The 24,312-nt window shown below is 73.7% G+C and carries 23 protein-coding genes; 16 read left to right on the top strand and 7 right to left on the bottom strand.

All coding sequences use genetic code 11. The annotated features are described in order from the left end of the window. Nucleotides 1-2 precede the first annotated feature (2 nt). The 5 genes from ACIQKA_RS21830 to ACIQKA_RS21810 form a co-directional block, all read right to left on the bottom strand. Nucleotides 3-1,235 (bottom strand): DNA cytosine methyltransferase, encoded by a 1,233-nt coding sequence (locus ACIQKA_RS21830; RefSeq protein ID WP_402542021.1) that lies wholly within the window; start codon nt 1,233-1,235, stop codon nt 3-5. A gap of 39 nt (nt 1,236-1,274) precedes the next feature. Continuing rightward, the gene (locus tag ACIQKA_RS21825) at nt 1,275-2,246 is read right to left on the bottom strand and encodes a DNA cytosine methyltransferase (protein ID WP_402542019.1); all 972 of its coding nucleotides are present in this window, start codon (nt 2,244-2,246) and stop codon (nt 1,275-1,277) included. Further along, complete coding sequence (locus ACIQKA_RS21820; RefSeq protein WP_402542065.1) at nt 2,243-2,644, bottom strand: very short patch repair endonuclease; 402 nt, start codon at nt 2,642-2,644, stop codon at nt 2,243-2,245. Before ACIQKA_RS21820 ends, ACIQKA_RS21825 begins: the two co-directional genes overlap by 4 nt. A gap of 70 nt (nt 2,645-2,714) precedes the next feature. Further along, nucleotides 2,715-3,713: an SEC-C metal-binding domain-containing protein gene (locus ACIQKA_RS21815; protein ID WP_402542017.1), complete on the bottom strand. Its 999-nt coding sequence runs from the start codon at nt 3,711-3,713 to the stop codon at nt 2,715-2,717. Between the two features lie 264 nt (nt 3,714-3,977). Beyond that, on the bottom strand, nt 3,978-5,477 hold the full coding sequence (locus tag ACIQKA_RS21810; protein ID WP_402542016.1) for an MFS transporter: 1,500 nt from the start codon (nt 5,475-5,477) through the stop codon (nt 3,978-3,980). Nucleotides 5,478-5,576: 99 nt separating this feature from the next. Between ACIQKA_RS21810 and ACIQKA_RS21805 the strand changes: the two genes are divergently transcribed. From ACIQKA_RS21805 to ACIQKA_RS21785, 5 genes are all read left to right on the top strand, one after another. Further along, nucleotides 5,577-6,101 carry a winged helix-turn-helix transcriptional regulator gene (locus ACIQKA_RS21805; RefSeq protein ID WP_402542014.1) on the top strand — a complete coding sequence of 175 codons (525 nt, stop codon included), beginning with the start codon at nt 5,577-5,579 and terminating at the stop codon, nt 6,099-6,101. A gap of 84 nt (nt 6,102-6,185) precedes the next feature. Further along, nucleotides 6,186-6,500, top strand: a complete 315-nt coding sequence (locus ACIQKA_RS21800) for a DUF6412 domain-containing protein (protein ID WP_391092622.1) — start codon at nt 6,186-6,188, stop codon at nt 6,498-6,500. Nucleotides 6,501-6,598: 98 nt separating this feature from the next. Beyond that, nucleotides 6,599-7,339, top strand: coding sequence for a YidC/Oxa1 family membrane protein insertase (locus tag ACIQKA_RS21795; RefSeq protein ID WP_402542013.1), 741 nt, complete (start codon nt 6,599-6,601; stop codon nt 7,337-7,339). A gap of 136 nt (nt 7,340-7,475) precedes the next feature. Then, the gene (locus ACIQKA_RS21790) at nt 7,476-8,333 is read left to right on the top strand and encodes a fumarylacetoacetate hydrolase family protein (protein ID WP_383152255.1); all 858 of its coding nucleotides are present in this window, start codon (nt 7,476-7,478) and stop codon (nt 8,331-8,333) included. Between the two features lie 251 nt (nt 8,334-8,584). Next, nucleotides 8,585-10,549 (top strand): choice-of-anchor A family protein, encoded by a 1,965-nt coding sequence (locus tag ACIQKA_RS21785; RefSeq protein WP_402542011.1) that lies wholly within the window; start codon nt 8,585-8,587, stop codon nt 10,547-10,549. Here ACIQKA_RS21785 and ACIQKA_RS21780 read toward each other — a convergent pair. Both ACIQKA_RS21780 and ACIQKA_RS21775 read right to left on the bottom strand, forming a co-directional pair. Further along, nucleotides 10,521-11,015 carry a heme-degrading domain-containing protein gene (locus tag ACIQKA_RS21780; protein ID WP_402542009.1) on the bottom strand — a complete coding sequence of 165 codons (495 nt, stop codon included), beginning with the start codon at nt 11,013-11,015 and terminating at the stop codon, nt 10,521-10,523. The genes ACIQKA_RS21785 and ACIQKA_RS21780 overlap by 29 nt on opposite strands. Continuing rightward, nucleotides 11,012-12,106: a Gfo/Idh/MocA family oxidoreductase gene (locus ACIQKA_RS21775; RefSeq protein ID WP_402542007.1), complete on the bottom strand. Its 1,095-nt coding sequence runs from the start codon at nt 12,104-12,106 to the stop codon at nt 11,012-11,014. Before ACIQKA_RS21775 ends, ACIQKA_RS21780 begins: the two co-directional genes overlap by 4 nt. Nucleotides 12,107-12,162: 56 nt before the next feature. On the opposite strand from ACIQKA_RS21775, the gene ACIQKA_RS21770 reads away from it, so the two are divergent. From ACIQKA_RS21770 to ACIQKA_RS21720, 11 genes are all read left to right on the top strand, one after another. Beyond that, entirely contained in the window at nt 12,163-13,233 is a 1,071-nt protein-coding gene (locus tag ACIQKA_RS21770) for an ROK family protein (RefSeq protein ID WP_383434235.1), read from the top strand. A 388-nt stretch (nt 13,234-13,621) separates the two neighbouring features. Further along, on the top strand, nt 13,622-14,764 hold the full coding sequence (locus ACIQKA_RS21765) for a hypothetical protein (RefSeq protein ID WP_402542005.1): 1,143 nt from the start codon (nt 13,622-13,624) through the stop codon (nt 14,762-14,764). A gap of 376 nt (nt 14,765-15,140) precedes the next feature. Next, nucleotides 15,141-15,899: a GntR family transcriptional regulator gene (locus tag ACIQKA_RS21760; RefSeq protein ID WP_386368871.1), complete on the top strand. Its 759-nt coding sequence runs from the start codon at nt 15,141-15,143 to the stop codon at nt 15,897-15,899. Between the two features lie 136 nt (nt 15,900-16,035). Further along, nucleotides 16,036-17,157, top strand: coding sequence for a TIGR03364 family FAD-dependent oxidoreductase (locus ACIQKA_RS21755; RefSeq protein ID WP_402542004.1), 1,122 nt, complete (start codon nt 16,036-16,038; stop codon nt 17,155-17,157). A 5-nt stretch (nt 17,158-17,162) separates the two neighbouring features. Continuing rightward, complete coding sequence (locus ACIQKA_RS21750) at nt 17,163-17,846, top strand: phosphonatase-like hydrolase (protein WP_383155271.1); 684 nt, start codon at nt 17,163-17,165, stop codon at nt 17,844-17,846. Continuing rightward, nucleotides 17,843-18,916 carry an ABC transporter ATP-binding protein gene (locus tag ACIQKA_RS21745; RefSeq protein WP_390105451.1) on the top strand — a complete coding sequence of 358 codons (1,074 nt, stop codon included), beginning with the start codon at nt 17,843-17,845 and terminating at the stop codon, nt 18,914-18,916. Before ACIQKA_RS21750 ends, ACIQKA_RS21745 begins: the two co-directional genes overlap by 4 nt. After that, nucleotides 18,909-19,766, top strand: a complete 858-nt coding sequence (locus tag ACIQKA_RS21740) for a 2-aminoethylphosphonate ABC transporter permease subunit (RefSeq protein WP_390105453.1) — start codon at nt 18,909-18,911, stop codon at nt 19,764-19,766. The genes ACIQKA_RS21745 and ACIQKA_RS21740 overlap by 8 nt, the downstream gene beginning before the upstream one ends. Next, a complete protein-coding gene (locus ACIQKA_RS21735) occupies nt 19,753-20,550 on the top strand; it encodes an ABC transporter permease (protein ID WP_383155263.1) in 798 nt (265 codons plus the stop codon). Before ACIQKA_RS21740 ends, ACIQKA_RS21735 begins: the two co-directional genes overlap by 14 nt. Nucleotides 20,551-20,609: 59 nt before the next feature. Next, nucleotides 20,610-21,668, top strand: a complete 1,059-nt coding sequence (locus tag ACIQKA_RS21730; protein ID WP_402542002.1) for a 2-aminoethylphosphonate ABC transporter substrate-binding protein — start codon at nt 20,610-20,612, stop codon at nt 21,666-21,668. A 135-nt stretch (nt 21,669-21,803) separates the two neighbouring features. Beyond that, nucleotides 21,804-23,348 carry an alkaline phosphatase family protein gene (locus ACIQKA_RS21725; RefSeq protein ID WP_383155260.1) on the top strand — a complete coding sequence of 515 codons (1,545 nt, stop codon included), beginning with the start codon at nt 21,804-21,806 and terminating at the stop codon, nt 23,346-23,348. Between the two features lie 109 nt (nt 23,349-23,457). Next, nucleotides 23,458-24,237 carry an HAD-IIA family hydrolase gene (locus tag ACIQKA_RS21720; RefSeq protein WP_053640831.1) on the top strand — a complete coding sequence of 260 codons (780 nt, stop codon included), beginning with the start codon at nt 23,458-23,460 and terminating at the stop codon, nt 24,235-24,237. Nucleotides 24,238-24,312: the final 75 nt, after the last annotated feature.

Raw genomic sequence — 24,312 nt, 5'->3', positions numbered from 1 at the left:
TCCTACGGGTGGCGGGGAGGAGTCCAGGCTTTCAGGGCCTCGATTGCTCGCTGCTTCCGGGACTCGTCCAGTTCCAGTGCCGTGCACAGGACATGGACGGCGAGGAGCGGTGGGATCGCGTTGCCGATCTGCTGTGCGATGTCAGTGCCCTGCCAGGGGTAATCGGCGGGGAACGTCTGCAGCAGGCCGGCTTCACGCGGGGTGAAACGCTCCTGCTCGGCACCCAGCTCGATGTCACCGTTCTCGTGCTTTTGCTTCAGGTCGAACACCTTGTTACGGCGAACCTTGCCGGTGACGGTGGCGGACGGCATGTCGGAGCTACGGAGGCCCCGCTTGTCGGGGTCGCCACCCGATCCGTAGTTGGAGCGGACCACGAAGGCGGTGGGGCGAGTCTCCTTGAGCACGTCGTGCATGGATACCCACCCCCACGGCTGCTCTGTTCTCTTCTGCTTGCCGACCTCGAAAAGCGGCTTCTGTGGTACCTCGTGGTTCGAAGCACCGGAATTCTCCACGGGAAGACGCTTCGCACCCTTGCGGTAGCGCTGGTGAGTCGGATCTGGAAGATCGAGGCTCTGCCCCGGACCGCCGCGTCGGCGGGCGATCAGCACGGCCCTGCGGCGCGTCTGCGGAACGCCGTATTCCTCTGTGTGGAGGATGTCGCACTCCGCGTCGTATCCGAGCTCGCGAAGAAGGTCGCGGTACTTTCGCCAGACGGGCAGGACCGTCGGTACCTGTTCCAGCACCACCGCGTCGTAGGGCTCACTCTTGAGCCGCTTCTCGACGATCCATCGGAGCGGCTGCAGCACGAGTCCTGTGCGTTCGTCGGTCCACTCCAGGATGCGCGCTCGCTCCTCGACCATGGCCCAGGCCTTCTCCAGCTCCCCGACCGTCTCGCTCCGCCCGACGTGTTCGGCGAGGTCCTGAACCTCGTCGAGAGCCTTATGGCCCTCGCGGCTGCCCGCCACGGAGTAGGTCTGGCAGGGCGGTCCCCCGGTGAGGACGCGGGCCGAGGCCACCTCGGGGTCGAGCGGGTTCACCTGCGCCACATCGCGAATCGTCGTGGTGCGGAGACCGGCCGCCCTCCGGGTCTCGCGGGTTGATTTCTCCCACTCCACCCCGATCGTGGGTAGGTCGAGCATTTCAGCAGCGATGTCCAGCCCGCCCGGACCTGCGAAAAGATCGACGATAAGTGGCGCAGTGTCCTGGTTTTCGCTCGTATGAGGTGCTGAGGTCATGATAGGGGGAGTGTAGCCGGCCGGAGCCGCCGCCGGTGATCAGGAGCGAAGTGCTCGGGCTATGGCTCGACCGAGGGCCTCGCCCACCGGCGGCGGTGAGGCATGGCCGACCTGCCGATACCGGGCCGTTTTCTTGCCGGTGATCTCCCAGGTTCCGGGAAAGCCCTGGATCAGCGCCGCCTGACCCACGGTGATCTTCACCAGGCCTTCCCTGCCGAGGTCTGGATTCCAGGCGAAGTCCTCCCCCGGGATCTCATCGCCCAGTGTGTGGGCGTTCACGCCCATTTTCTCCCACTTGCGCTTCGATCCGGTCGGCCCGAGGTCTGCTCCACCGCGGTTCTTCGACCCGCCGACCAGGGTAGGGGCCACGTCGACCGCCTGTGCCGCCCAGCGGTCGGCGTCCTTCCAGCCTCGTGAACGCATGGACGGCGCAAGCGCCTCGCCGAGAGACACTCGGTGGATCATGGTCGGGAGTGGCGGTCGAAATGCCTGGAACCACTTCTCCTCGATCGCCACCAGGACGCCCTGCTTGCGATCCTGGGGCACTCCGAAATCGGCGGCATTGAGGACGAACCAGCAGAGCTCGTAACCGAGATGATCGAGCTCCGCACGGGCGAACCCATGGAAGTCCCGGAACCCTTCCGGATCGATCAATGTCGGCACGTTCTCGATGATCAGGGCTCGGGGCCGCACGGCATGGGCGAGATAGACGGTGGCCCTCAGCAGCTCCTCCTCCTTGCTCGACCCGGCCCGAGACGTCGTGGCGTTGGACTTCACCCGCGGCAGTCCCGCGGACAGCAGGTCCACGTCGTGGCTCTCCGGATGTTCGCTCGGGTCGAAGTCCAGGAGATCTGCCTGGAGGACGTTCCAGTGAGGTCGGTTGGCCCGCAGAGTCCGGCAGGCGTCCGTATCCTCGTCGAGCAGCAGGGCCGGCTCGAAACCGGCCCGCTCCAGCCCCAGAGCGAGCCCACCCGCTCCCGCGCAGACATCGACGAACGTCAGCGCACTCATCGGCCCTTCCTCTCCCGCGTCAATGCCTTTCGGTGCTCGACCGCCGAGGCGATGCGCAGGGCCACGTCCTCCGGCACCTCGTGTTCCCAGAAGCGGAGCACCTCCCAGCCGGACGCCATGAGGTGCTCGGTCGTCTCTCGGTCGCGTGCCATGTTGCGATCCAGCTTCTGTCGCCACCATTCCGCGTTCGCCTTCGGATGCGTGGCGTGCTCGGGGCATCCGTGCCAGAAGCAGCCGTCGATCAGGACGGCCACTTTGACCGAGGTGAAAGCCACGTCGATGCGGCGACGGGCCATTCCCGGCACGGGGTACTCGACGCGGTAGCGCAGCCCGGCCGCGTGGAGCAGGCGACGGACCACGAGCTCGGCGGCCGTGTTCTTGCTGGCTTGGCGGCTCATGCGGGCCGAGACTGCGGGGGAGGACGGAACGGCTTCGGTCACACCTGCATTCTGCCGGACCGGCCGGCGTTCACTCAGACCCGTGACACTTCCCGTACGTCTCCCCCGACCCGCACCAGCACTCCGCCCCCCGCGCCGGCGGCCATGCCGTCGCGCGGCCCCGGGCCGCCAGGGTGGTGGCGTACTGGGGGAGGAGGTCCGCGTTCGAGGGGCGGGTGGATTCCGAGGCGGCGAAGGCCTCGTAGGAGGGGACCGTGGCGCGGACGATGCCCAGGTTGGGGGTGCCCGCCTGGGCGAGTTCGCGGAGGGAGGCCTCGATGTCGGTGAGGTGGGCCGTGTAGGTGGGGTACTCGGCCTCCAGCTCCGGGTAGGCCGCGAGGAGCTCGTCCAGTTCCGGTTCCGGCCAGTGGAGGACCGCGACCGGGAAGGGGCGGGAGAGGGCCGTGCGGTAGGTGCCCAGTTCCGAGCGGAGGCGGGCGATCTCGGCCCGGAGTTCCGCCGGGTCCTCCGATCCCAGGGACCACAGGCGCTTCGGGTCGTGCAGCTCGTCCAGCGGGACCGTCCCCCCGTGCAGCCGGTCCGCCAGGGCGTCCCAGTCGTCGTGCGGCAGCGCCAGCATGCGGCGGACCCGGTGCCGGGTCGTGATCAGGGAGCGGGTCGCGTGGGGGAGGTCGTCCGGCGGGGCCGGCAGGAGTCTCGCCGCCTCCGTCAGGGTCGACTCCGCCTCCGCCAGCTCGTCGTGGGCCTCCAGCGTCTCCGCCGCGATCTCCCACGGCGCCGCGTCCGACGGCTGGGTGCGCCGGAGGCCCTCGATGATCGCCCGCGCCTCGGCCTCGTGCCCGTACTCCCACAGGTTCGCCGCCTTCAGCGCCCTGATCAGGTGCGGGTCCGCGGGCTCGGACGACAGGAGGTCGTCGTAGAGGGCCGTCGCGCCCGGGCGGTCGCCCGCCAGCTCCAGGTGGGCCGCCGCCCGGAGGTACAGGGGCTCCCGGTCACCCGGGTACTGCGCGGCGGTGCGCAGCAGGCGCTCGGCTTCGGTGGTGTGGGCTGCAGGCGTGTCGGGGCGCATGCGTCCCACCGTACTGCTGTGCGGCCCCCGAGAGTTGGCGCGGCGGGTCCCGTCGCGCCTCCGGGGGCGGGGCGGCGCGAGGGGCGCCGGGCTCACCTGCGGGATTTCGGGTCTTCGGCCGGTACTCGTCCGGAGGGAGTGGGCGATCTCTCTTTCCCCGCCGGTACGGACGTCAGCGTCGCGCCGGTACGGACATCAGCGCCCCGTCGGTACGGGCGTCAGCGCCGCACCGGTACGGGCGTCAGCGCCCCGCCGGTACGGGCGTCAGCGCCCCGCCAGTACGAGCGTCAGCGCCGCCCCCGCCAGTGCCAGCGCCGCCGACGCCGCCAGGGCCGCGTCTGGGCCCGCCGTCGCCAGCGCGAGCGTCAGGGCCACCCCCGCCGAGGAGCCGATGTAGCGGGCGGTGTTGCTGGCGCCCGAGCCCATCGCCGCCCGCTCCGGCGGTACGGAGTCGACCGCGAGCCGGGGGAGCGCCGCGTTCAGGAGGCCGCTGCCCGCGCCCGCCACCAGCAGGCCCGGGAGGAGGCGCCACGCGTCCGCGTGGCCCTCCAGCGCCCCCAGGAACGTCAGCACCCCCGCCGCCGACAGCGCGAATCCCAGGGTCAGTTGGTGCGCGGCGGACAGCCGGGCCGCCAGGCGGCGGGTCTGGAGGGCCGCCACGAACGCCGTTCCCGACCAGAGGAGGAACAGCCAGGCCGTGTCCAGTGGTGACATCCCGGTGCCGGCCTGGAGCAGCGTCGGCACCACGCTGAACAGGCCGATCACCGCCAGGCCCGTGAAGAGCGCCCCGAGCGTCGACGTCAGGAACGCCGGCCGCCGCAGCAGCGCTAGGTCGATCATGGGGTCCTTCCGCCGGGCCTCCACCACGGCGAACAGGGCGGTCAGGGCCGCCGAGGCCAGGAGCAGGAGGCCCACCGGGAGGCGCAGCCAGCCGTCCCTGCCCAGGGTGAACGCCGTGAGCAGCGCCGCCAGGGCCAGGCCGAGGACCAGCGCCCCCGCGACGTCCGGGCGGGGCGCCGCGGTTCCGTTCGGGGCCGTCGCCCGCCCCGGGGGTGTCCCCGTTCCGTTCGGGGCCGTCGTCGTCCCCGGAGGTGTTCCCGTTCCGCTCCGGACCGTCGCCCGCCCCGGTGATATCCCCGTTCCGTTCCGGGCCGTCGTCGCCCCCGGCAGCCATCGCGCTCCCGCCGCCGCCGTCACCAGTGCCCCCGCCCCGAGCGCTCCGTACGCCAGCCGCCAGTCCGCCAGGCCCAGCGCGCCCGCGAGCAGGGGGCCGAGGGCGATGCCGCCGCTCATCGACGCGCCCCACGCGCCCGTCGCCCTGATCCGGTCCCGGCCCGCCGGGTACGCCTGGGCGAGCAGGCCCAGGCTGCCCGCGAGGACGGCCGCGCTCGCCGCGCCCTGGGCGATCCGGGCCGCCGTGAAGGCGGGCGTGGAGTCCGCGAGGGCGCCGAGCGCGGTGGTGAGGCCGAGGGCGAGCGTGCCGAGGAGGAAGACCCGGCGCCGCCCGTACGCGTCGGCCAGGCCGCCGGCCACCAGGAGGAACGCGGCGAGGCCGAGCGGGGTGCCGTTGAGCAGCCAGGCGTGGGCGGAGGGAGAGGTCCCGAGGGTGGCCGCCACGGCGGGGAGGGTGGGCATCGGCGCCGTGTAGTTCATCAGCGCGACGGTGGTCGCAGCCGCCGTCACGGCGAGGGTGGCGGCGCCCGGCCGCCCCTCGGGGGGCGGGGCGGAGGTGCGCGGGTGGACCAAGGACGTTCGTCGGGGCACGGCGGGCCTCCACCTGTCGGCCGAGCAGTCGGTTCGGTGAACGAACTCAACGTAGCAGGTCGGTTCGTTCAGCGAACCCTCTTCGGTACGATGGATCCCATGGCCCTCGGCAAGGACTACGCCCAGCAGCAGTGCTCCATCGCCCGCGCCCTCGAAGTGGTCGGCGAGCGCTGGACCCTCCTCGTCGTGCGCGACGCCTTCTACGGCGTCCGCCGCTACAGCGACTTCCTCGCCCACCTCGGCGCCCCCCGCGCCGTCCTCGCCGCCCGCCTCCAGGCCCTCGTCGAGGCCGGCGTCCTCGAACGGCGGCGCTACTGGGAGTCGCCCCCGCGCGACGAGTACGTCCTCACCGGGCACGGCCTCGCCCTCTGGCCCGTCCTGTGGTCGCTCGGCTTCTGGGCCCGGACCGAGCTCCCCGGCACCCTGCCGATGCGCCACTTCCACCACGCCGGCTGCGGCACCGAACTCGGCCCCGACGGCGCGTGCCCCGCCTGTGGCCTCCCCGTGCCGCCCGCCGACGTCGAGATGCGGCCCGGCGCCGGGCTCGACCCGGACCCCGCCGACCCCGTCGGCCGCGCCCTCCTGCGGCCCCGCCGCCTCCTCGTACCCCTGGAGACCGCCTAGACCAAGAGGCGGCGCGCGGGAACTCCCCCGGCCCGCCGCGCGTCTTCATGCCGGAGGAACCGGCGGTACGGAGGAGGTGACGGCATGACGGGCAGGACCCCGGCCCCACGGGTCGTCGCACCGCTGCTCTTCCTGCTCGCCCTCACCGGACTGCTCCTGTCCGACGGGGCCGGCGCCCTCGCCGGAGCCGGTGTCTCCGCCGCCGTCGCCCTCGCCGCGGCCAGCCTCTTCCACGCCCTCTCCGGCGCCCGTACGGCTCCGGCCGTGCCGCCCACCGCCGTCCGCACCGCCATGCGCGACCGCGAGCGGCGCACCGCCTTCCTGCCGCAGCGCGACCCCGACGCGGCGGGCCGCCGCAGACCCCGGGCTCCCGGCCGTCTCCTCCCGACGGCCGCGTAGGGAGCTCCCGGACACCCCCCCGGAACCCCTCGCGCGGATCCGTCATGCCGAGAAACGCACTTCTCCCCGGCACGACGAGACCCCACGGAGGGCTTCCCATGTCCGACCTCATGTCCCTTTTCGCCGCCCTGGTCGAGCGGCTCGCCGAGCTGCTCCAGCCGCTCTTCGCCACCACCGCCACCGCCGCCGCGATCGTCCTCTTCACCGCGCTCGTACGGCTCGCCGTCCACCCGCTCTCCCGGGCCGCCGCCCGCGGCCAGAAGGCCCGCACCCGCATCGCCCCGCAGCTCGCCGCGCTCCGGAAGAAGCACGCCGAGAACCCCGAGCGGCTCAAGAAGGCGATGCTCGACCTGCACGCGAAGGAGAAGGTCTCCCCCTTCGCCGGCATCATGCCCAGCCTGCTCCAGGCCCCCGCCTTCCTCCTGATGTACCACCTGTTCGCCGGCGACCGGATGGCCGGGCACACCCTCCTCGCCGCCCCGCTCGGCGACCACTGGGCCGACGCCCTCTCCCATGGCGGCCCGTTCGGCCCGGCCGGGCGGGTCTACCTCGTCCTGTTCGCGATCGTCGCCGCCGTCGCCGCCTTCGGCTACCGCCACACCAGGCGGCAGCTCGCCGCCCAGCCCCTCGACCTCGGGCAGCCCACCCCCGGCGCCGGCGCGATCACCAAGGTGATGCCGCTGCTCTCCTTCGCCACCCTGATCACGGTCGCCGTCGTCCCGCTCGCCGCCGCCCTCTACGTCGTCACCAGCACGGCCTGGACCGTCGTCGAACGGGCCCTCCTCTTCCGCACGCCGAAGGAAGAGGCGGCCGGCGACGCCGTTGCTACTCGCGCGTAAGGGTCCACTGCGTGGGCGGGGTCTTGCAGAGCGGCCCGTTCTCTTGGAGGATCGACCAATCCTCCGATGGCCGCACTCCATCGGCCGGGGCACCTCAGGGCCCTCCCGGGCCCACCTCGACCACAGGGAGAAGACCATGAAGCTGCTGCGTGTCGGCCCGCCCGGAGCCGAGCGTCCCGCCCTCCTCGACCAGGGCGGAACCCTCCGCGACCTCTCCGCCCTCGTCGACGACGTCGACGGCGGCCTGCTCGCCGACGCCGCGGCCCTCGACCGGATCCGCGCCGCGGCCGGCGCCGGGGTGCTGCCCCCGCTCGACGCCACCGGGCTGCGCGTCGGCCCGCCCGTCGGCCGGATCGGCAAGGTCGTGTGCATCGGGCTCAACTACCACGGGCACGCCGCCGAGACCGGCCAGGCCGTCCCGGCCGAGCCGGTCGTCTTCCTCAAGGCCGCCGACACCGTCGTCGGTCCGGACGACACCGTGCTCGTACCGCGCGGCTCGGTGAAGACCGACTGGGAGGTGGAGCTCGCGATCGTCATCGGCCGCACCGCCCGCTACCTGGAGACCGACGAGCAGGCCCTCGCCCACGTCGCCGGGTACGCGGTCGCCCACGACGTCTCCGAGCGCGAGTTCCAGATCGAGCGCGGCGGCACCTGGGACAAGGGCAAGAACTGCGAGACCTTCAACCCGCTCGGCCCCTGGCTCGTCACCGCCGACGAGGTGCCCGACCCGCAGGCGCTCTCCCTCCGGCTCTGGGTCAACGGCGAGCTGAAGCAGGACGGCCACACCTCCGACCAGATCTTCCCGGTCGCGGAGGTCGTCCGGTACGTCAGCCGGTTCATGACCCTGTACCCGGGCGACGTCATCAACACCGGCACGCCCGCCGGCGTCGCCATGGGGCAGCCGGAGCCCAAGCCGTACCTGCGGCCCGGCGACGTGGTCGAGCTGGAGGTCGAGGGGCTCGGCCGGCAGCGCCAGGAGCTCAAGGGGGCCTGAGGCCGGCGGGGCGGGGAGGGGCGGCCGGGCTCCCGGCCCTCTCCCGGTCCGCCCGCTCCTCCCGGCCCTCCTCCGGTCCGCCCGCTCCTCCCGGCCCTCCTCCGGTCCGCCCGCTCCTCCCGGCCCGGCCCCGTCCGCCCTCCCTCCCTGATCTGCCGTCAGGGTCCCGCTCTGGGCCCTTCCGTGGTGAAAACGGCGACGTCCCGCGTGGGGCGTCGCCATTTTCATGCGTATTTTGCATATTGCCCGACATGGAACGAATTTCGCACGCGCGAGGGCGGGATCGGCGCCGCCTCGCCCTCATCGCCGCGTCCACGGTCGCGGCCACCGCCCTCGTCGGCACCCTGGCCGTCACCGGCCACGCCGACCCGCTCCCGGGCGGCCTCGGGCCCTGTCTGCCGGGCAACTGCCCCGCCGTGTACCCGGAGCCCGGCAACGGCCCCGTCGTGTACCGCGACAACAACATCAACGTCTTCGTCGGCAGCGACTTCCGCGTCCGCGAGGCCGCGGCCGAGGCCGAGGGCAAGGTCGTCGTCCTCGGCGACTTCGACATGAACAAGCGTGCGGGCGCTTCCGGGGTCTACAACGTCGGGGTCGCGGTCGGCTCCCGCGTCCCGCCCGACAACGGCACCGACTTCTTCACGGTCGGCGAGAACCTGACGGTCGCCGCGGGCCAGCGCGTGGTGACCGAGGAGGGCACGGTCACCGGCGTCACGCGGTACGGGGGCACCCTCTCCGGCACCGTGATCCCGGACGCGGTCCAGGACGACGCGGCCGCCGCGCCGTTCGCCGCCCTCCGCGACCAGCTCACCGACGCGAGCCAGTGCTACGCCTACGTCGGCGGCGCCCACCGCGCCACGACCGGCACCGCCGTCAACAACGGCTTCGAGACCCTCTTCACGGGCGACGGGGCCTCGTCGCTCCAGGTCTTCGACGTCGACTTCGACCTGGAGACGGCGGCCGAGGGCCAGCAGGGCATCACCTTCGCGGGCATCCCGGACGACGCGACCGTCCTCGTCAACGTCTACGGCGCCAGCCGCACGATCGACACGTACATCAACCAGCTTCCGGACGGCCTGCGCGAGCGGGTCCTGTGGAACTTCCCCGACGCCACGGCGGTGACGTTCGAGGGCACGGCCCAGTTCGCGGGCAGCGTCCTGATCGGCAACCAGGCCAGCACCGCGACCGTCACCGTGCCCGGCATGAACGGCCGGTTCTTCACCACCGGCAGCCTGACGCACACCTCGGCGGCGAGCGGCGGCGGTGGCCAGGAGTTCCACGCCTACCCGTTCAACGGCGACCTGCCGTCCTGCACGGATCCGACGCCGACGCCGACGGATCCGACTCCCACGCCGACGGATCCGACGCCGACTCCGACGGATCCGACTCCGACTCCGACGGACCCGACTCCCACGCCGACGGATCCCACGCCGACGCCGACGGATCCGACTCCGACGCCGACGGATCCGACTCCGACTCCGACGGATCCGACTCCGACTCCGACGGATCCGACTCCGACCCCGACGGATCCGACTCCGACCCCGACGGATCCGACTCCGACCCCGACGGATCCGACTCCGACCCCGACGGATCCCACACCGACGCCGACGGATCCGACTCCCACGCCGACGGACCCGACGCCGACCCCGACGGACCCGACTCCCACGCCGACGGACCCCACGCCGACGCCGACGGACCCCACGCCGACGCCGACGGACCCCACCCCCACCCCCACGGACGGTGGCTACGGTGACGACACCGGTGGCTATGGCGACGACACCGGCGGTTACGGCGACGACACCGGCGGCTCCGGTGACTCCGGCGGTACCGGTGGGCCCGGCGGCCACGGCGACTCCGGCGGTACGGGTGGACCCGGCGGGCACGGTGACTCCGGAGGCACGGGTGGTTCCGGCGGCCCCGGCGGTCACACCACCACCGGAGGCCAGACCACCGGCGGTCACGGCAACTCCGGCGGGTCCAACGGGGCCGGCGGCCACGGCAGCACGGGCGGTCACGGCAGCACCGGCAGCACCGGCAGCACCGGTGGTTACGGTGACTCCGGTGGCGGCCACGGCCGTCCCCACGGTTCGAACGGCGAACTCTCCGAGACCGGTGCCGGCACCGGGAAGATCGTCATGGGTGCCATGGCGGTCGTCCTCGCCCTCGGCGGCGGCGTCCTCGTGATGATCAGCCGGCGCCGGCGCCGTACGAACTGAGCAGTCGCTCCAGCGCCTCGACGACCAGGGCGTGATCCTCGGCCTGCGGCAGCCCCGAGACCGTGACCGAGCCGATCACTCCCGCGCCCTCGACCCCGATCGGGAACGAACCGCCATGGGCGGCGTACCGGTCGGGGTCGAGGCGCGAGGACGCCTCGAACGTCGTCCCCCTGGCCCGGAACCGGGCCCCGACCAGGAACGAGCTCTCGCCGTACCGCTCGACGACCCGTCGCTTGCGGTCGATCCACGCGTCGTTGTCCGCGCTGGACCCCGGAAGCGCGCAGTGGAAGAGCTGCTGCGCCCCGCGCCGCACGTCGATCGCGACGGGCGCCTCCCGCTCCCGGGCCAGGGAGACGAGGAGCGTGCCGAGCGCCCAGGCGTCCTCGTACGTGAACCGGGGGAGGACCAACCGGGCCTCCTGTGCCTCCAGTTCGACGACCCCTTCGACGACCTCGGAGCTGCTCACGGCGTCACCGTGATCCCCTCGCGGGCCGACCGCCGCGCCGCCTCCAGGACGGCGAGCGCGTCGGCGGCCTCGTGCGCGGTGACCGGGTTCGGGCCGGTGCCGCGCAGGGCGGCGGCGACGGCCGCGTAGAACGCCGGGTAGTCGCCGGGCAGCGACTCGACCGGGTCGCCGCCGCCGGTCAGCGGCGACTCGCCCGCGCCGAGCCGGCCCCACAGCTCCTCCGGCTCCGCGCCCCAGACCGCGCCGTCGGCTCCGGGCCGCAGCCCGTCGCGCAGGGCGGCCTCCTGGGGGTCGAGTCCGTACTTCACGAAGCCCGCGCGCTGCCCGAGCACCCGGAACCGGGGGCCGAGCTGGGCGGTGGTGGCGCTCACGTACAGGTGCGAGCGGACCCCGTTCGCGTGGGTGAGCGCGAGGAAGGTGTCGTCGTCGGCCTCGGCGCCCGGCCGGCGCACGTCCGACTCGGCGTACACCGAGACCACCGGGCCGAAGAGGACGAGGGCCTGGTCGACGACGTGGCTGCCCAGGTCGTACAGGAGCCCGCCGATCTCCTCCGGCGCCCCCGACTCGCGCCAGCCGCCCTTCGGCTTCGGCCGCCACCGCTCGAAGCGGGACTCGAAGCGCTGGACCTCGCCGAGCGCGTCCTCGTCCAGGAGGCGGCGCAGGGTGCGGAAGTCGCTGTCCCAGCGGCGGTTCTGGAAGACCGAGAGCAGCAGGCCCCGCTCCTCGGCGAGGGCGGCGAGCCCGCGCGCCTCGGCCGCGGTCCCGGCGAGCGGCTTGTCCACGACGACCGGGAGGCCCGCCTCCAGGGCGGCCGTGGCGACCTCGACGTGCGTCTTGTTGGGGGAGGCGACGACGGCCAGGTCCAGCTCCTCCGCGCCCGGCGCCCACAGCTCCTCGGGCTTCGCCACCACCCGCACGCCCGGGTGGGCGGCGCGGGCCTCGGCGGCCCGCTCGGGGTTGCCGGTGGTGACGGCGGCGAGGACGAGGTCCTCGGAGGCGGCGATCAGCGGGGCGTGGAAGACGGAGCCCGCGAGGCCGTAGCCGACGAGTCCGACGCGGAGGGGGGTGCGGGGGGAGTCGGTGCCAGTCATGCTCCTCACTTAAGCAACGCTGTTGCCAAAGCGCAAGCGGTGGCGACAATGGGGGCGTGAGGAAAGACCTGGGTGGAGTGAACGTACCGGCGCTGCGCAGCCACAACGCCGCGCTCGTCCTCGATCTGCTGCGCGTGGCGGGAGAGGGCGGGATCAGCCGTCTGGAGCTGGCCGAGCGGACCGGGCTCACCCCGCAGGCCGTCAGCAAGATCACCGCGCGGCTGCGGGCCGAGGGCCTCGCTGCGGAGGCGGGCCACCGCGCCTCGACCGGCGGCAAGCCCCGTACCGTCCTGCGCCTGGCGCCCGCCGCCGCGCACGCCGTCGGCGTCCACCTCGACCGCGACGAGCTGACGGTCCTCCTGGCCGACCTCGCGGGCGCGCCCGTGGCCCTCCGCCGCCGCCCGGTGGACCTGGGCGCGGGGGCCGGACCGGTCCTGGACGCGGTGACGGAGGAGGTGCGGGCGCTCCTCGACGGGGGCGGGGAGGGGCGGACCGTCCTCGGCGCCGGGATCGCCATGCCCGGCCCCCTGGACCACCGGGCCGGAGTGCCCGGCCGGGTCACGGGCTTCCCCGAGTGGGCCGGCCGGCCGGTCCGCGAAGAACTGGCCCGCCGCCTCGGGCTGCCCGTCGTCCTCGACAAGGACACCAACGCCGCCGCCCTCGGCCTCGCCCTGCGGCCCGGCGCCCCCGGCTCCTTCGCCTACGTCCACCTCGGCACGGGCCTGGGCGCCGGCCTCGTCCTCGGCGGCGCGCCCCTGCGCGGGGACAGGACCGGGGCGGGCGAACTGGGCCACCAGACCGTCCAGCTCGACGGGCCGCCGTGCGGCTGCGGCGGGCGCGGTTGCCTGGAGGTCCTGTGCCTGGCGGAGGTCGCGCGCGGCGAACCCGCCGGGGCCGCGCGGATCCTGGGGACGGGCGCCGCCAATCTCGTACGGCTCCTCGACATCGACCAGGTCCTCCTGGGCGGCCGGGCGGTGCTCGCCGCGCCGGAGGTCTTCGCGGACGGGGTGCGGGAGGTCCTCGCCGGCCTCGGCCTGACGGCCCCGGTGGGCGTCGTCGCGGAACGGGACGCGGTGGCGGAGGGCGCGGCGTGGCTGATCCTGGCGCCGGTGTTCGGGAAGGAGTAGCGGGGTCCGGGGGAGGGGGCGGCGGACGGCCCTCGTCCCTCACGTCGACCGGGGACGCCCCTCGTCTCTCCTCCTTCGTCCCTCACGTCGACCGGGGACGCCCCTCGTCTCCCCTCCCTCGCCCCTCACTCCGGCGGCGGACGGCCCTCGTCCTTTGCCCCCCCGTCCCTCGCCCTTCGCCACTCGTCCCCCGTCCCCCGTCCCCCGTCCCCCGTCCCCCGTCCCCCGTCCCCTCACTCCGATCGATCGGATTGTCGGAAAGTAGGCTGATCGGGCGGATTTCCGGCCCTTCCGGAGGAGCCCCCGGTGTCGCTCCCCGGCCCGCGCCCTCCCGCCTGGCAGCGTCGCGGCCGTCCCCCTGCCCGCGATCAGCAAAGGCACCGGCACCATGGCATCCGCACCCCTGCGACTGCGCAGCGTCCGCGCCGTGACCGTGGCGACCGCCGTGGCGGCCCCCTTCGCGCTCGCGGCCCCGATCCCGGCGACGGCGACGGCCCCCGCCCCGGCGGCGACGGCCCCGGGTCCCGGGGCGCCCGCCCCCGCCGCCCCCGAACCCCCCGGCGCCCCGCGGCCCCCCGCCGCGCCCGCCGTCCCCGCCCCCGACCCGACCACCCCCGGCTGCGGCACCCCGGACGACGACGCCTTCCCGCTCGACACCCGGATCCTCGGCGGCCCGGCCCGCTACGCGGAGGGCGGCCCCTTCCAGGACTGGCGGCTCGACCTCACGAACACCACCGGGTCGCCCTGCTCCGGCATCCATCCGGTGCTCGTCCTCACCGACCGCGACCGGGTCCTCCGGCCGGGACAGATCCGCTTCGAGTTCTACGACGCCGGGGCCGCGCGCTGGCACCCCGTGGCCTTCCAGGAGACCTCGGAGGCCGAGAACGTGGGCGTTTTCACCGACTTCGGCGGCTTCTCCGTCCCCGCCGGCGAGACCCTCACCGTCCCCGTGCGCCTCGCCTTCCGCGCGGGGACGGCCCCCGGCGAGGTCGTGGTCAACGCGGCGATCGTCCAGCGCCAGGGTGCGGACGGCGACTGGATCGGGGACTCCGGCGACTACCGCCTCACCGTCGGGCCCCGCGCCCCGGGCGCCCCGACCGAGCCGTCCGGTCCCACCGCGCCGCCCACGCCCGCCGAACCGCCCCGGAGCACGAAGGGCGCGAAGGACACGACGTCTTCAGGGCCGTCGGAGCCGCCGGGCCCGCCGAAGCCGCCGGTGTCGTCACGGCCTGCGGAACCGGTCGGACCCACGACCTCGCCCGGATCGAAGCCCCCCGCCGAGCCGACCGGCTCCACCCCGCCTCCCGCGCCCGCCACTCCCACCCGGCCCTCTCCGTCCGGGGAGGCGCCGGGGAAGACGCCCGGGGCGGCACCCGGAGAAGCCGCCGCCACCCCTTCCCCCGCCCCCGAACTCGCCCACACCGGACGCGCGTCGGACGCCCGGGCCCGCGCCCTCGCGCCCCTCGCCGCCGCCCTCCTCCTGCTCGGCGCCGCCCTCGTCCGCGCGGGCCGCCGCCACCGCCGCGCCTGAACCGCACTCCCCCCGAGCCGGCCCGGCCCCAGCGGCCCTCGCGCCCCACGCCCTCGCGTCCGGGACCGAGTCCGACATCCCCCGGGTCCGACATCCCCCGGGTCCGCCCCCACGGGTCCGCCCCCCCGGGTCCGCCCCCTCCGGGTCCGCCCTCCCGAGTCCGGCCCCCCGGGGGTCCGGCCCTCCGGGGCTGGCCCCTCGGGTTTCCCCCCCGGGGGTCCGGCCCCCTGGCCCCGGCCCCCCAGGGTCTGGCGCCCCGGGTCCGGCACCCCAGGGGAAGGCACCCCCGAGGAGGGCGCCCCCCACCCCCGCCGCAGGCCCCCCGCGTCACCCTCCGTACCCCTCCCCGTTCACCCCCGTCTGCGACCATCCCCCGGTGAACTACCAGAGCACTCCCGGCGCCCCCGTCCGCTCCGGCGTCCCCGAGCACGGGCGCGTCCCCAAGTACTACGCCGTCAAGGCGAAACTCGCGCTGATGGTGGACGAGTTGGGAGAGGGCGGGCCGCTGCCCACCGAGCGCGACCTCGCCGTCCGGTACGAGGTGTCCCGCGAGACCGTCCGGCAGGCGATCCGCGAACTCCTCCTGGAGGGGCGGCTGCGCCGCCGGGGCCGGAGCACGGTCGTCGCGGGCCCCAAGCTCGAACAGCCCCTCTCGCTCGCCAGCTACACGGAGGGCGTGCGCCGCCAGGGCCGCCGCCCCGGCCGCGCCCTGATCTCGCTCGACCGCTTCCCCTGCCCGGAGGCGCTCGCCCCCGAGGTCGGCGCCGAACGCGGCGAGCCCGTCTGGCACATGGAGCGGGTGCTGCTCGCCGACGACGAGCGGGTCGGCCTGGAGAGCACGTACGTCTCCGAGGCCCGCGCCCCGCGCCTGGACGCCGACTTCGACCCGGACTCCTCCTTCTACGCGTACCTCCACGACCGGCTCGGCATCGCGTTCGGCGACGCCGACGAGCGCATCGAGACCGTCCTCGCGACCCCGCGCGAGGCCCTGCTGATCGGCACCCCGCCCGCCCTCCCGATGCTGCTGCTCCACCGCGTCTCCCGGGACACCGCCGGCCGGCCCCTGGAACGGGTCCGCACCCTCTACCGGGGCGACCGCTTCAGCTTCACCACCCACCTGGGCCGCCAGGACTGACGGGAGAAGGCCCGCCCGCCGAAAGCCCGAGACATCACAAAAAGATAACGGGTCTGGTCCAAGTTTGGCGGCCCGTTCACCGTTCCGTCGTCCACCGGCCCCGTCCGGGCCACCCGCCCCCGCGACCGTCGTCGGCATGAAGGTGATCGTCGTAGGAGCCGGCGTGGTGGGAACCATGCACGCCTGGCACGCAGTGGAACGCGGCCACGAGGTCGTACACATCGAGCGCGAGGCCGAGGCGCGCGGGGCCTCCCTCCGCAACTTCGGCCAGATCTGGGTGAGCGGTCGCGCCGGCGGGGAGGAGCTCGACACCGCCCTGCGCGCCCGCGAACTCTGGGAGGCCGTCGGCGCCCGCGTCCCCGGCCTCGGCTTCCGGGCCATCGGCTCCCTCACCCCCGTGCGGAACGCCCTCGAACTCGCCGTCGCCGAGGCCGCCGTGGCCCGCCCCGACGCCGCCGCCCGGGGCTACGAGCTGCTCACGGCCGACGAGGCCCGCGCCGTCAACCCGGCCCTGCGCGGGGAGTTCGAGGCCGCCCTCCGGTGCGAGCGGGACGCCGCCGTCGAGCCCCGCACCGCGCAGCTCGCCCTCCGCGAGGCCCTGCTCGCCACCGGCAGGTACACCTTCCTGCCGAACAGGGAGGTCCGCGACGTCGTCGGCGAGCACGCCGTCCGCGACGACCGGGGCGAGACGCACGGCGGCGACGCCGTCGTCCTGTGCACCGGCGCCGCGCTCTCCGGCCTCGTCCGCGAGGTCGCCGGCGAGATCCCGGTCCGCCGGGTCCGCCTCCAGATGATGCAGACCGACCCGCTCGGCGAACCGCTCACCACCTCCGTCGCGGACGCCGACTCCTTCCGCTACTACCCGGCCTACGCCTCCGGCGCCCTCGACGCGCTGAACGCGGGCCAGGTGCAGGACCCCACCGCCGCCGCCCACCGGATGCAGCTCCTCATGGTCCAGCGGCTCGACGGCGGACTGACCATCGGCGACACCCACGAGTACGAGCACCCCTTCGCCTTCGACACCCTCGAAGACCCCTACGAGCACCTCACCCGCGTCGTCGAGTCCCTCCTCGGCCGCCCGCTGCCGAAGGTCCGGCGCCGCTGGGCCGGGGTGTACGCGCAGTGCGTCGACACCACCCGGGTCGTGCACCGCCAGAAGGTCCGCGACGGCGTGTGGCTGGTGACCGGACCCGGCGGCCGGGGCATGACCTGCTCGCCCGCCGTCGCCGAGACGACCGCGAACGAACTGGGCTGGTGAACCGCATGAGCACCCACATGACGAACCTCGTCGTCCTCGACATGGCCGGCACCACCGTCGCCGACGACGGCCTCGTCGAGCAGGCCTTCACCGTCGCCGCCGAACGCCTCGGCGAGGACCCGGCCGCCATGATCGGGCACGTCCGCGCCACCATGGGCGAGTCGAAGATCTCCGTCTTCCGCCACCTCCTCGGCGGCGACGAGCGGCGCGCCCAGGAGGCCAACCTCGCCTTCGAGCAGGCCTACGGGGAGCTCGTCGCCGACGGCAGGATCGCCCCGGTCCCCGGCGCCGCCGAGACGATCGCCGCCCTCCGGGAGCAGGGCAGGACCGTCGTCCTCACCACCGGATTCGCCCGGGTCACCCAGGACGCCATCCTCGACGCCCTCGGCTGGCGCGACCTCGTCGGCCTCACCCTCTGCCCGGCCGACACCGGCGGCCGGGGCCGCCCGTACCCCGACATGGTCCTCGGCGCGCTCCTGCGCACCGGCGCCGTGGACGACGTGCGCCGGATCGCGGTCGCCGGCGACACCTCGTACGACATGCTCTCCGGCGTCCGCGCCGGCGCCGGGATCGTGGCCGGGGTCCTCACCGGCGCCCACGGCGAGGCCGCGCTGAGGGAGCACGGCGCCACCCGCGTCCTCGCCTCCGTCGCCGAACTCCCGGAGCTGATCAGGGAGTACGAGGCATGACCGCGGAAGCGCGAGGGGCGAACAGCGGCATCCGCTTCGAGGCCGTCTCCGTCGCCTACGGCTCCACCACCGTCCTCGACTCCCTCGACCTGACCGTGGAGCCCGGCGAGGTCATGGCCCTCCTCGGGCCCTCCGGCTCCGGCAAGACGACCGCGCTGCGGGCCGTCGCCGGGTTCGTCCGGCCGGTCTCCGGGCGGGTGTTCATCGGGAACCGGGACGTCACCGACCTGCCGCCGTACCGGCGCGGGATCGGCATGGTCGTCCAGCAGTACGCCCTCTTCCCGCACCTCAGGGTGGACGCCAACGTCGCCTTCGGCCTCAAGGCCCGCAAGGTCCCGAAGGCCGAGATCCCCGGGCGGGTCGCCGAGGCCCTGGAGATGACCGGCATGGCCGACTACGCCCGCCGCCACCCCCGGGAGCTCTCCGGCGGGCAGCAGCAGCGCGTCGCCATCGCCCGCGCCCTCGCCGTACGGCCCGACGTCCTCCTCCTCGACGAGCCGCTGTCGGCGCTCGACGCGCAGCTCCGCTCCGGGATGCTGGCCGAACTGGCCCGGCTCCACCGCGAACTGCCCGACGTGTCGATCCTGTACGTCACCCACGACCAGGTCGAGGCGCTGACCCTGGCCGACCGGATCGCCGTCATGGACCGGGCCCGGCTCCGGGACTGCGGCACCCCGCAGGACCTGTACCGCAGGCCCCGCACCGAGTTCACGGCCTCCTTCGTCGGCAACGCCAACCTGCTGCCGGTGACGGTGGGCGCGGACGGGGTGGCCCTGGGCGGGACGGAGCTGAAGGTGGCGACCGGGGGAGCGGCGCCGGGCGCCGGGGCCACCCTCTGCGTCCGCCCCCACCTCGTCGGCCTCGGCGACGGCCCGAACGCGCTGCGGGGCCGGATCACCGAGGTCCAGTGGCGCGGCTCCACCCACCGGCTGTACGTGGAGGTGGCGGGCCACCGCGTGAAGGCGGACGTCCGCGAACTGCGGGAGACGCCCCCGCTGGGGACCGAGGTCACCCTGCACTTCGCCCCGGACGACGCGGTGCTGCTCACGGCGGGGGTGACCGATGGCTAGCGCCGTCACCACGGCCTCCTCCACCCCGGCGGACACGGTGAAAGCTCCCCGCACCACCCCCGCCTGGGTCTGGGCCCTGCCCCCCGTCGCCGTCCTCGGCCTCGTCTTCCTCTACCCGCTCGCCCTCGTCGTCCGCGAGTCCCTGGCCCCCGGCGCGTACGCCGACGTCCTCGGCTCCGCGTCCTTCCGCGAGGCCCTCGTCACCACCGTGTGGATCGCCGTCGCGGCCACCGCCGGCTGCCTGGTCCTCGGCTTCGCCCTCGCGCTCGTGATCGCGTTCGTGCCCTTCCCCGGCGCGAGGGCGGTGGCGAAGTTCATCGACGTCTTCCTCTCCTTCCCGTCCTTCCTGATCACGCTCGCCCTGCTGTTCCTCTACGGCACGGTCGGCATGGCCAACGGGATCTGGACCGACGTCACCGGCGCCGCCACCGGGCCCTTCCGGTTCCTGACCACCCCGTGGGGCGTCCTGCTCGCCGAGATCACGTACTTCACCCCGTTCGTGATGCGCCCGCTGCTCGCCGCCTTCTCGCAGATGGAGACGGCCCAGCTGGAGGTGGCCTCCTCGCTCGGCGCCCGGCCGCTGCGGATCGTCCGGCGGGTGATCCTGCCCGAGGCGCTGCCCGCGCTCGCCGCCGGCGGCAGCCTGGTCCTGGTCCTGTGCCTCAACGAGTTCGGGATCGTCCTCTTCACCGGCGCCAAGGGCGTCACGACCCTCCCGACGCTCGTCTACGGCAAGGCGATCCTCGAATCCGACTACGCCGCCGCCTGCGTCGTCGCCGTCGTCAACGTCGTCCTCTCCACCGGCCTGTACGCCCTCTACCGGGGGGTGGGCCGCCGTGCTGGTGCATAGCCGTACGGGCAGGTGGACGGCCTGGGTCCTGTTCGCCGTCCTCTTCGTGCCGCTCTTCGCCCTGCCCCTCCTCGTCGTCCTCGCCGCCTCCTTCTCCACCCACTGGTCCGGCGCCCTCCCCTCCGGGCCGACCACCGCCCACTACGCGGCGGCCGTGCGCGGCGAGTCCCTCCGGGCCCTGACCACCAGCCTGGTCACGGCCGTCGCCGCCAGCCTGATCGCGCTGACCGCCGGCACCTGGGCCGCGCTCGCCTCGGCGGCCCTGGGGAAGCGGGGCCGGCGGATCGTGGACGCGCTCTTCATGCTGCCGGTCGCCGTGCCGTCCGTGGTGGTCGGCCTCGCCGTCCTCGTGGCCTTCTCGCAGCCGCCGGTGCTCCTCAACGGCACCCGCTGGATCGTGGTCCTGGCCCACACCGTGCTCGTCACCGCCTTCGCCCACCAGTCGGTCTCGGCCGCGATCCGGCGCCTGGACCCGATGTACGAGCAGGCGGCGGCCGGTCTCGGCGCCCGCCCCTCGTACGTCCTGCTCCGGGTGAGGCTCCCGCTCCTGCTGCCGTCCCTGAACGCCGCCGCCGGGCTCTGCTTCGCCCTCTCCATGGGCGAACTGAGCGCCACGATGATGCTCTACCCGCCGGACTGGACGCCGCTGCCGGTGCTCGTCTTCACCGCCACCGACCGGGGCTCCCTCTTCACCGGCTCGGCGCTCGCCGTGGTCCTCATGACCGCGACGCTGCTCGCCCTGCTCGCCGTCTCCCGCGCCCGCACCAAAGCCTCGTACCGCTGAGTCCCGTACCGCCGAGTCCCGTACCGCCCAGCCCCGTACCGCCAGGAGAGAACAACGCCATGCCCACGCACGCCAAGCCGGTCGCCGCCGTCACCGGCGTCCTCGTCCTCGCCGCCTCCCTCACCGCCTGCGGCGGCTCCTCCGCCGCCTCCGACGAGAAGGTCGTCACCGTCTACAGCGCCGACGGCCTCAAGGGCGAGGCGGGCGACGGCTGGTACGACAAGGTCTTCGCGGACTTCGAGAAGCGGACCGGCATCAAGGTGAAGTACGTCGAGGGCGGCTCCGGCGAGATGGTGCAGCGCGCCCTCCGCGAGAAGAGCAACACCCAGGCCGACGTCCTCGTCACCCTGCCGCCCTTCATCCAGCAGGCCGGCTCCAAGGGGCTGCTCCAGAAGTACGTGCCGCAGGGCGCCGACCGGGTGGACGGCGCCGACAAGGCGGCCGACGGCACCTGGACCTCCGTCGTCAACAACTACTTCGGCTTCGTCCACAACAAGAAGGAGCTGCCGACGGCCCCGAAGAGCTGGGAGGAGCTGCTCGACAAGAAGTACGAGAACCGGATCCAGTACTCCACCCCCGGCGTCGCGGGCGACGGCACCGCCGTCCTCATCAAGGCGATGCACGACTTCGGCGGCCGGGCCCCGGCCATGGAGTACCTGAAGAAGCTCCAGGCCAACAACGTCGGCCCGTCCTCCTCCACCTCCAAGCTCGCCCCCAAGGTGGACAAGGGCGAACTCCTCGTCGCCAACGGCGACGTCCAGATGAACTTCGCCCAGTCCAAGTCCATGCCGAACCTCGGCATCTGGTTCCCGGCCAAGGGCGACGGGAAGCCCACCACCTTCGCGCTGCCGTGCGCCGCCGGCCTGGTGAACAAGGCCCCGCACGCCGAGAACGGCAGGAAGCTCCTCGACTTCCTGCTGAGCGAGGGCGCCCAGCGCGAGGTCAGCGCCGTCGGCGGCGGCTTCCCGGCCCGCAAGGACGTCAGGCCCACAGACGCCAACGCCCTGGCCCTCGCCGGGCTCCTCGAAGGGGTCGAGGTCTTCGAGCCGGACTGGGCCGACATCGACGCGAACCTGACGGCGTACGTCGACGCGTGGAAGTCCGCCACCGGAAGCTGAGAGTTCACCGTTCGGCCCCTGGAACGCCCGCGCGGATCGCGAAATGATAACGGGTACGGACCCAACGCTTCTGAGGAATCAGGGGCGTTGGGCTGCGTCCGGCCCCCTTCCACCCCTTCCACGGAGGACCCCGACATGCCGCTCACCGGCATCTCCCGCCGCACCGTGCTCGCCGCCGCGGGCGCCACCGCCGCCGTCGCCGCCACCGGACTCGCCGCCGCCCCCACCGCCCTGGCGGCCACGACCGCCGCCCCGACGCTCCCCGACGGCACCAGCAAGGACAAGGTGCTCGTCGTCGGCATGGACGGCCTGCGGTACGACCGGATCGACGCCGCCAAGGCCCCGACCCTCAAGTCCCTCATGGCGAACGGCACCTACGGCCGCTCCCTGCTCTACGCCAACCCGATGGCCGCCACCTCCTCCGGCCCCGGCTGGTCCACGATCTCCACCGGCGTCTGGCCCGACAAGCACGGGGTGAAGGACAACACCTTCGCCGGGAAGAACTACGGCCGCTACCCCGGCTTCCTCGCCCGCCTCAACCAGGTCCGCCCGAACCTCTCGCTCTTCGCCGCCGTCGACTGGCCCGAGCTGGACACCCACGGCACCGTCACCCCCGGCGCCGACGCCAAGCTGGTCTACGACAACGACTACGCCGTCAACGACAAGGTGATCACCGACGTCACCGAGGACGTCCTGCGCCACCAGAACCCCGACGTCCTCTTCGTCTACTTCGGCGAGACCGACGAGATCGGCCACAACCACGGCGCCGCGCACGCCAAGTACCTCGACGCCATCGACGTCCAGGACGCCTACCTCGGCCGGCTCCTCGCCGCGATCCGGGCCCGTCCCTCGTACGCCTCGGAGCGCTGGACCGTCATCGTCACCACCGACCACGGCCACACCGACGGCGGCGGCCACGGCGGCTCCACGGTCGAGGAGCGGCGCACCTTCGTCCTCGCCCAGGGCCCCGGCATCGCCGCCGGCGCCCGCCCCATCGACACCCGGCTCGTCGACGTCGCCGCCACCGTCTTCCACCAGCTCGGCATCGTCCCCGACCCGTCCTGGGGCCTGGACGGCAAGCCGGTCCAGGAGCGCTCCACCGACCCCTTCGACACCCTGTACGGGTCGCTGACCGGCCGCGTCGACGAGACCGGCATCCCCGCCGGGGTCCTCGGCTTCACCCGCACCGCGCCCAGCGGCTGGTCCGTGATCAACAACGCGATGGGCACCGGAGGCGTGACCGAGTGGCGCGGCTGGTCCTTCGCCACCGACGAGTTCTGGTCCCGCTCCCAGCGCGACCAGTCCCGCGAGCTGAACGTGCGGGCCCGGGGCGTCTTCGCCGTCGCCGACTCCGACGAGTGGGCCGACAAGACCTTCTCGGGCACGTACGACTCCACCCTGGTCACGCCCGCGCACGGCGTCTCGGGCGCGTCCTCGGTGACCCTCGGCTTCACCACCCTCTACCGGCAGGAGGGCTCCCAGACCGCCCAGGTCCTGGCGAGCTTCAACGGCGGCACCCCGACCGTCGTCAAGAGCTACACCGCCGACGTCCTCTCCCAGCCCCAGTCCCTCACGGTCCCGGTCCCCTCCGGCGCCTCCACCGTGAGCTTCCGCTTCCGCTACACGGGCTCCAACAACTGGTACTGGACGATCGACGGGGTCAAGATCACCGCATCCTGACGCAGGCCCTGCCCGCCCGCCCGGGCAGGGCCTACGCTGGGGGCGTCGCCACAGCGCAGTCGCGGCGCCCCAGCACCCGCACGACATGCACGGCAGGAGTCCCGCACCCATGGCAGAGCGCAAGCCGATCGAATCCTGGCTCACCGACATGGACGGCGTCCTCATCCACGAGGGCGTGCCGATCCCCGGCGCCGACGCGTTCATCAAGAAGCTGCGGGAGACCGGGAAGCCCTTCCTGGTCCTCACCAACAACTCGATCTACACCGCCCGCGACCTGCACGCCCGCCTCGCCCGGATGGGCCTCGAAGTCCCCGTCGAGAACATCTGGACCTCCGCCCTCGCCACCGCCAAGTTCCTCGACGACCAGCGCCCCGGCGGCACCGCGTACGTCATCGGCGAGGCCGGCCTCACCACCGCGCTGCACGACATCGGCTACGTCCTCACCGACCACGACCCGGACTACGTGGTGCTCGGCGAGACCCGCACGTACTCCTTCGAGGCGATGACCAAGGCCGTCCGGCTCATCAACGCCGGCGCCCGCTTCATCTGCACCAACCCCGACGAGACCGGCCCCTCCCTCGAGGGCCCGCTCCCCGCCACCGGCTCGGTCGCCGCGCTCATCACCAAGGCCACCGGCAAGGAGCCGTACTTCGCGGGCAAGCCGAACCCGCTGATGATGCGCACCGGGCTCAACGCGATCGGCGCCCACTCCGAGTCCAGCGCCATGATCGGCGACCGGATGGACACCGACATCCTGGCCGGCCTGGAGGCGGGCATGCAGACCTTCCTCGTCCTGACCGGTCTGACGACCAGGGCCGAGGTGGACCGCTACCCGTTCCGCCCGTCCCGGATCGTCGACTCGATCGCGGACCTCGTCGACCGCGTCTGACCTGCGAGAAGGGACCCGGTCCGAACACCCGGTCGGGTCCCTCCGGATGCGGGAAGCGCCGGAACGGGTGACCCT

The sequence above is a fragment of the Streptomyces sp. NPDC092045 genome (assembly GCF_044756005.1).
In the GTDB taxonomy this organism is placed as follows: domain Bacteria; phylum Actinomycetota; class Actinomycetes; order Streptomycetales; family Streptomycetaceae; genus Streptomyces.
The sequence above is the reverse complement of the archived record's forward strand: the minus strand, read 5'-3'. Positions and strand labels throughout refer to the sequence as shown.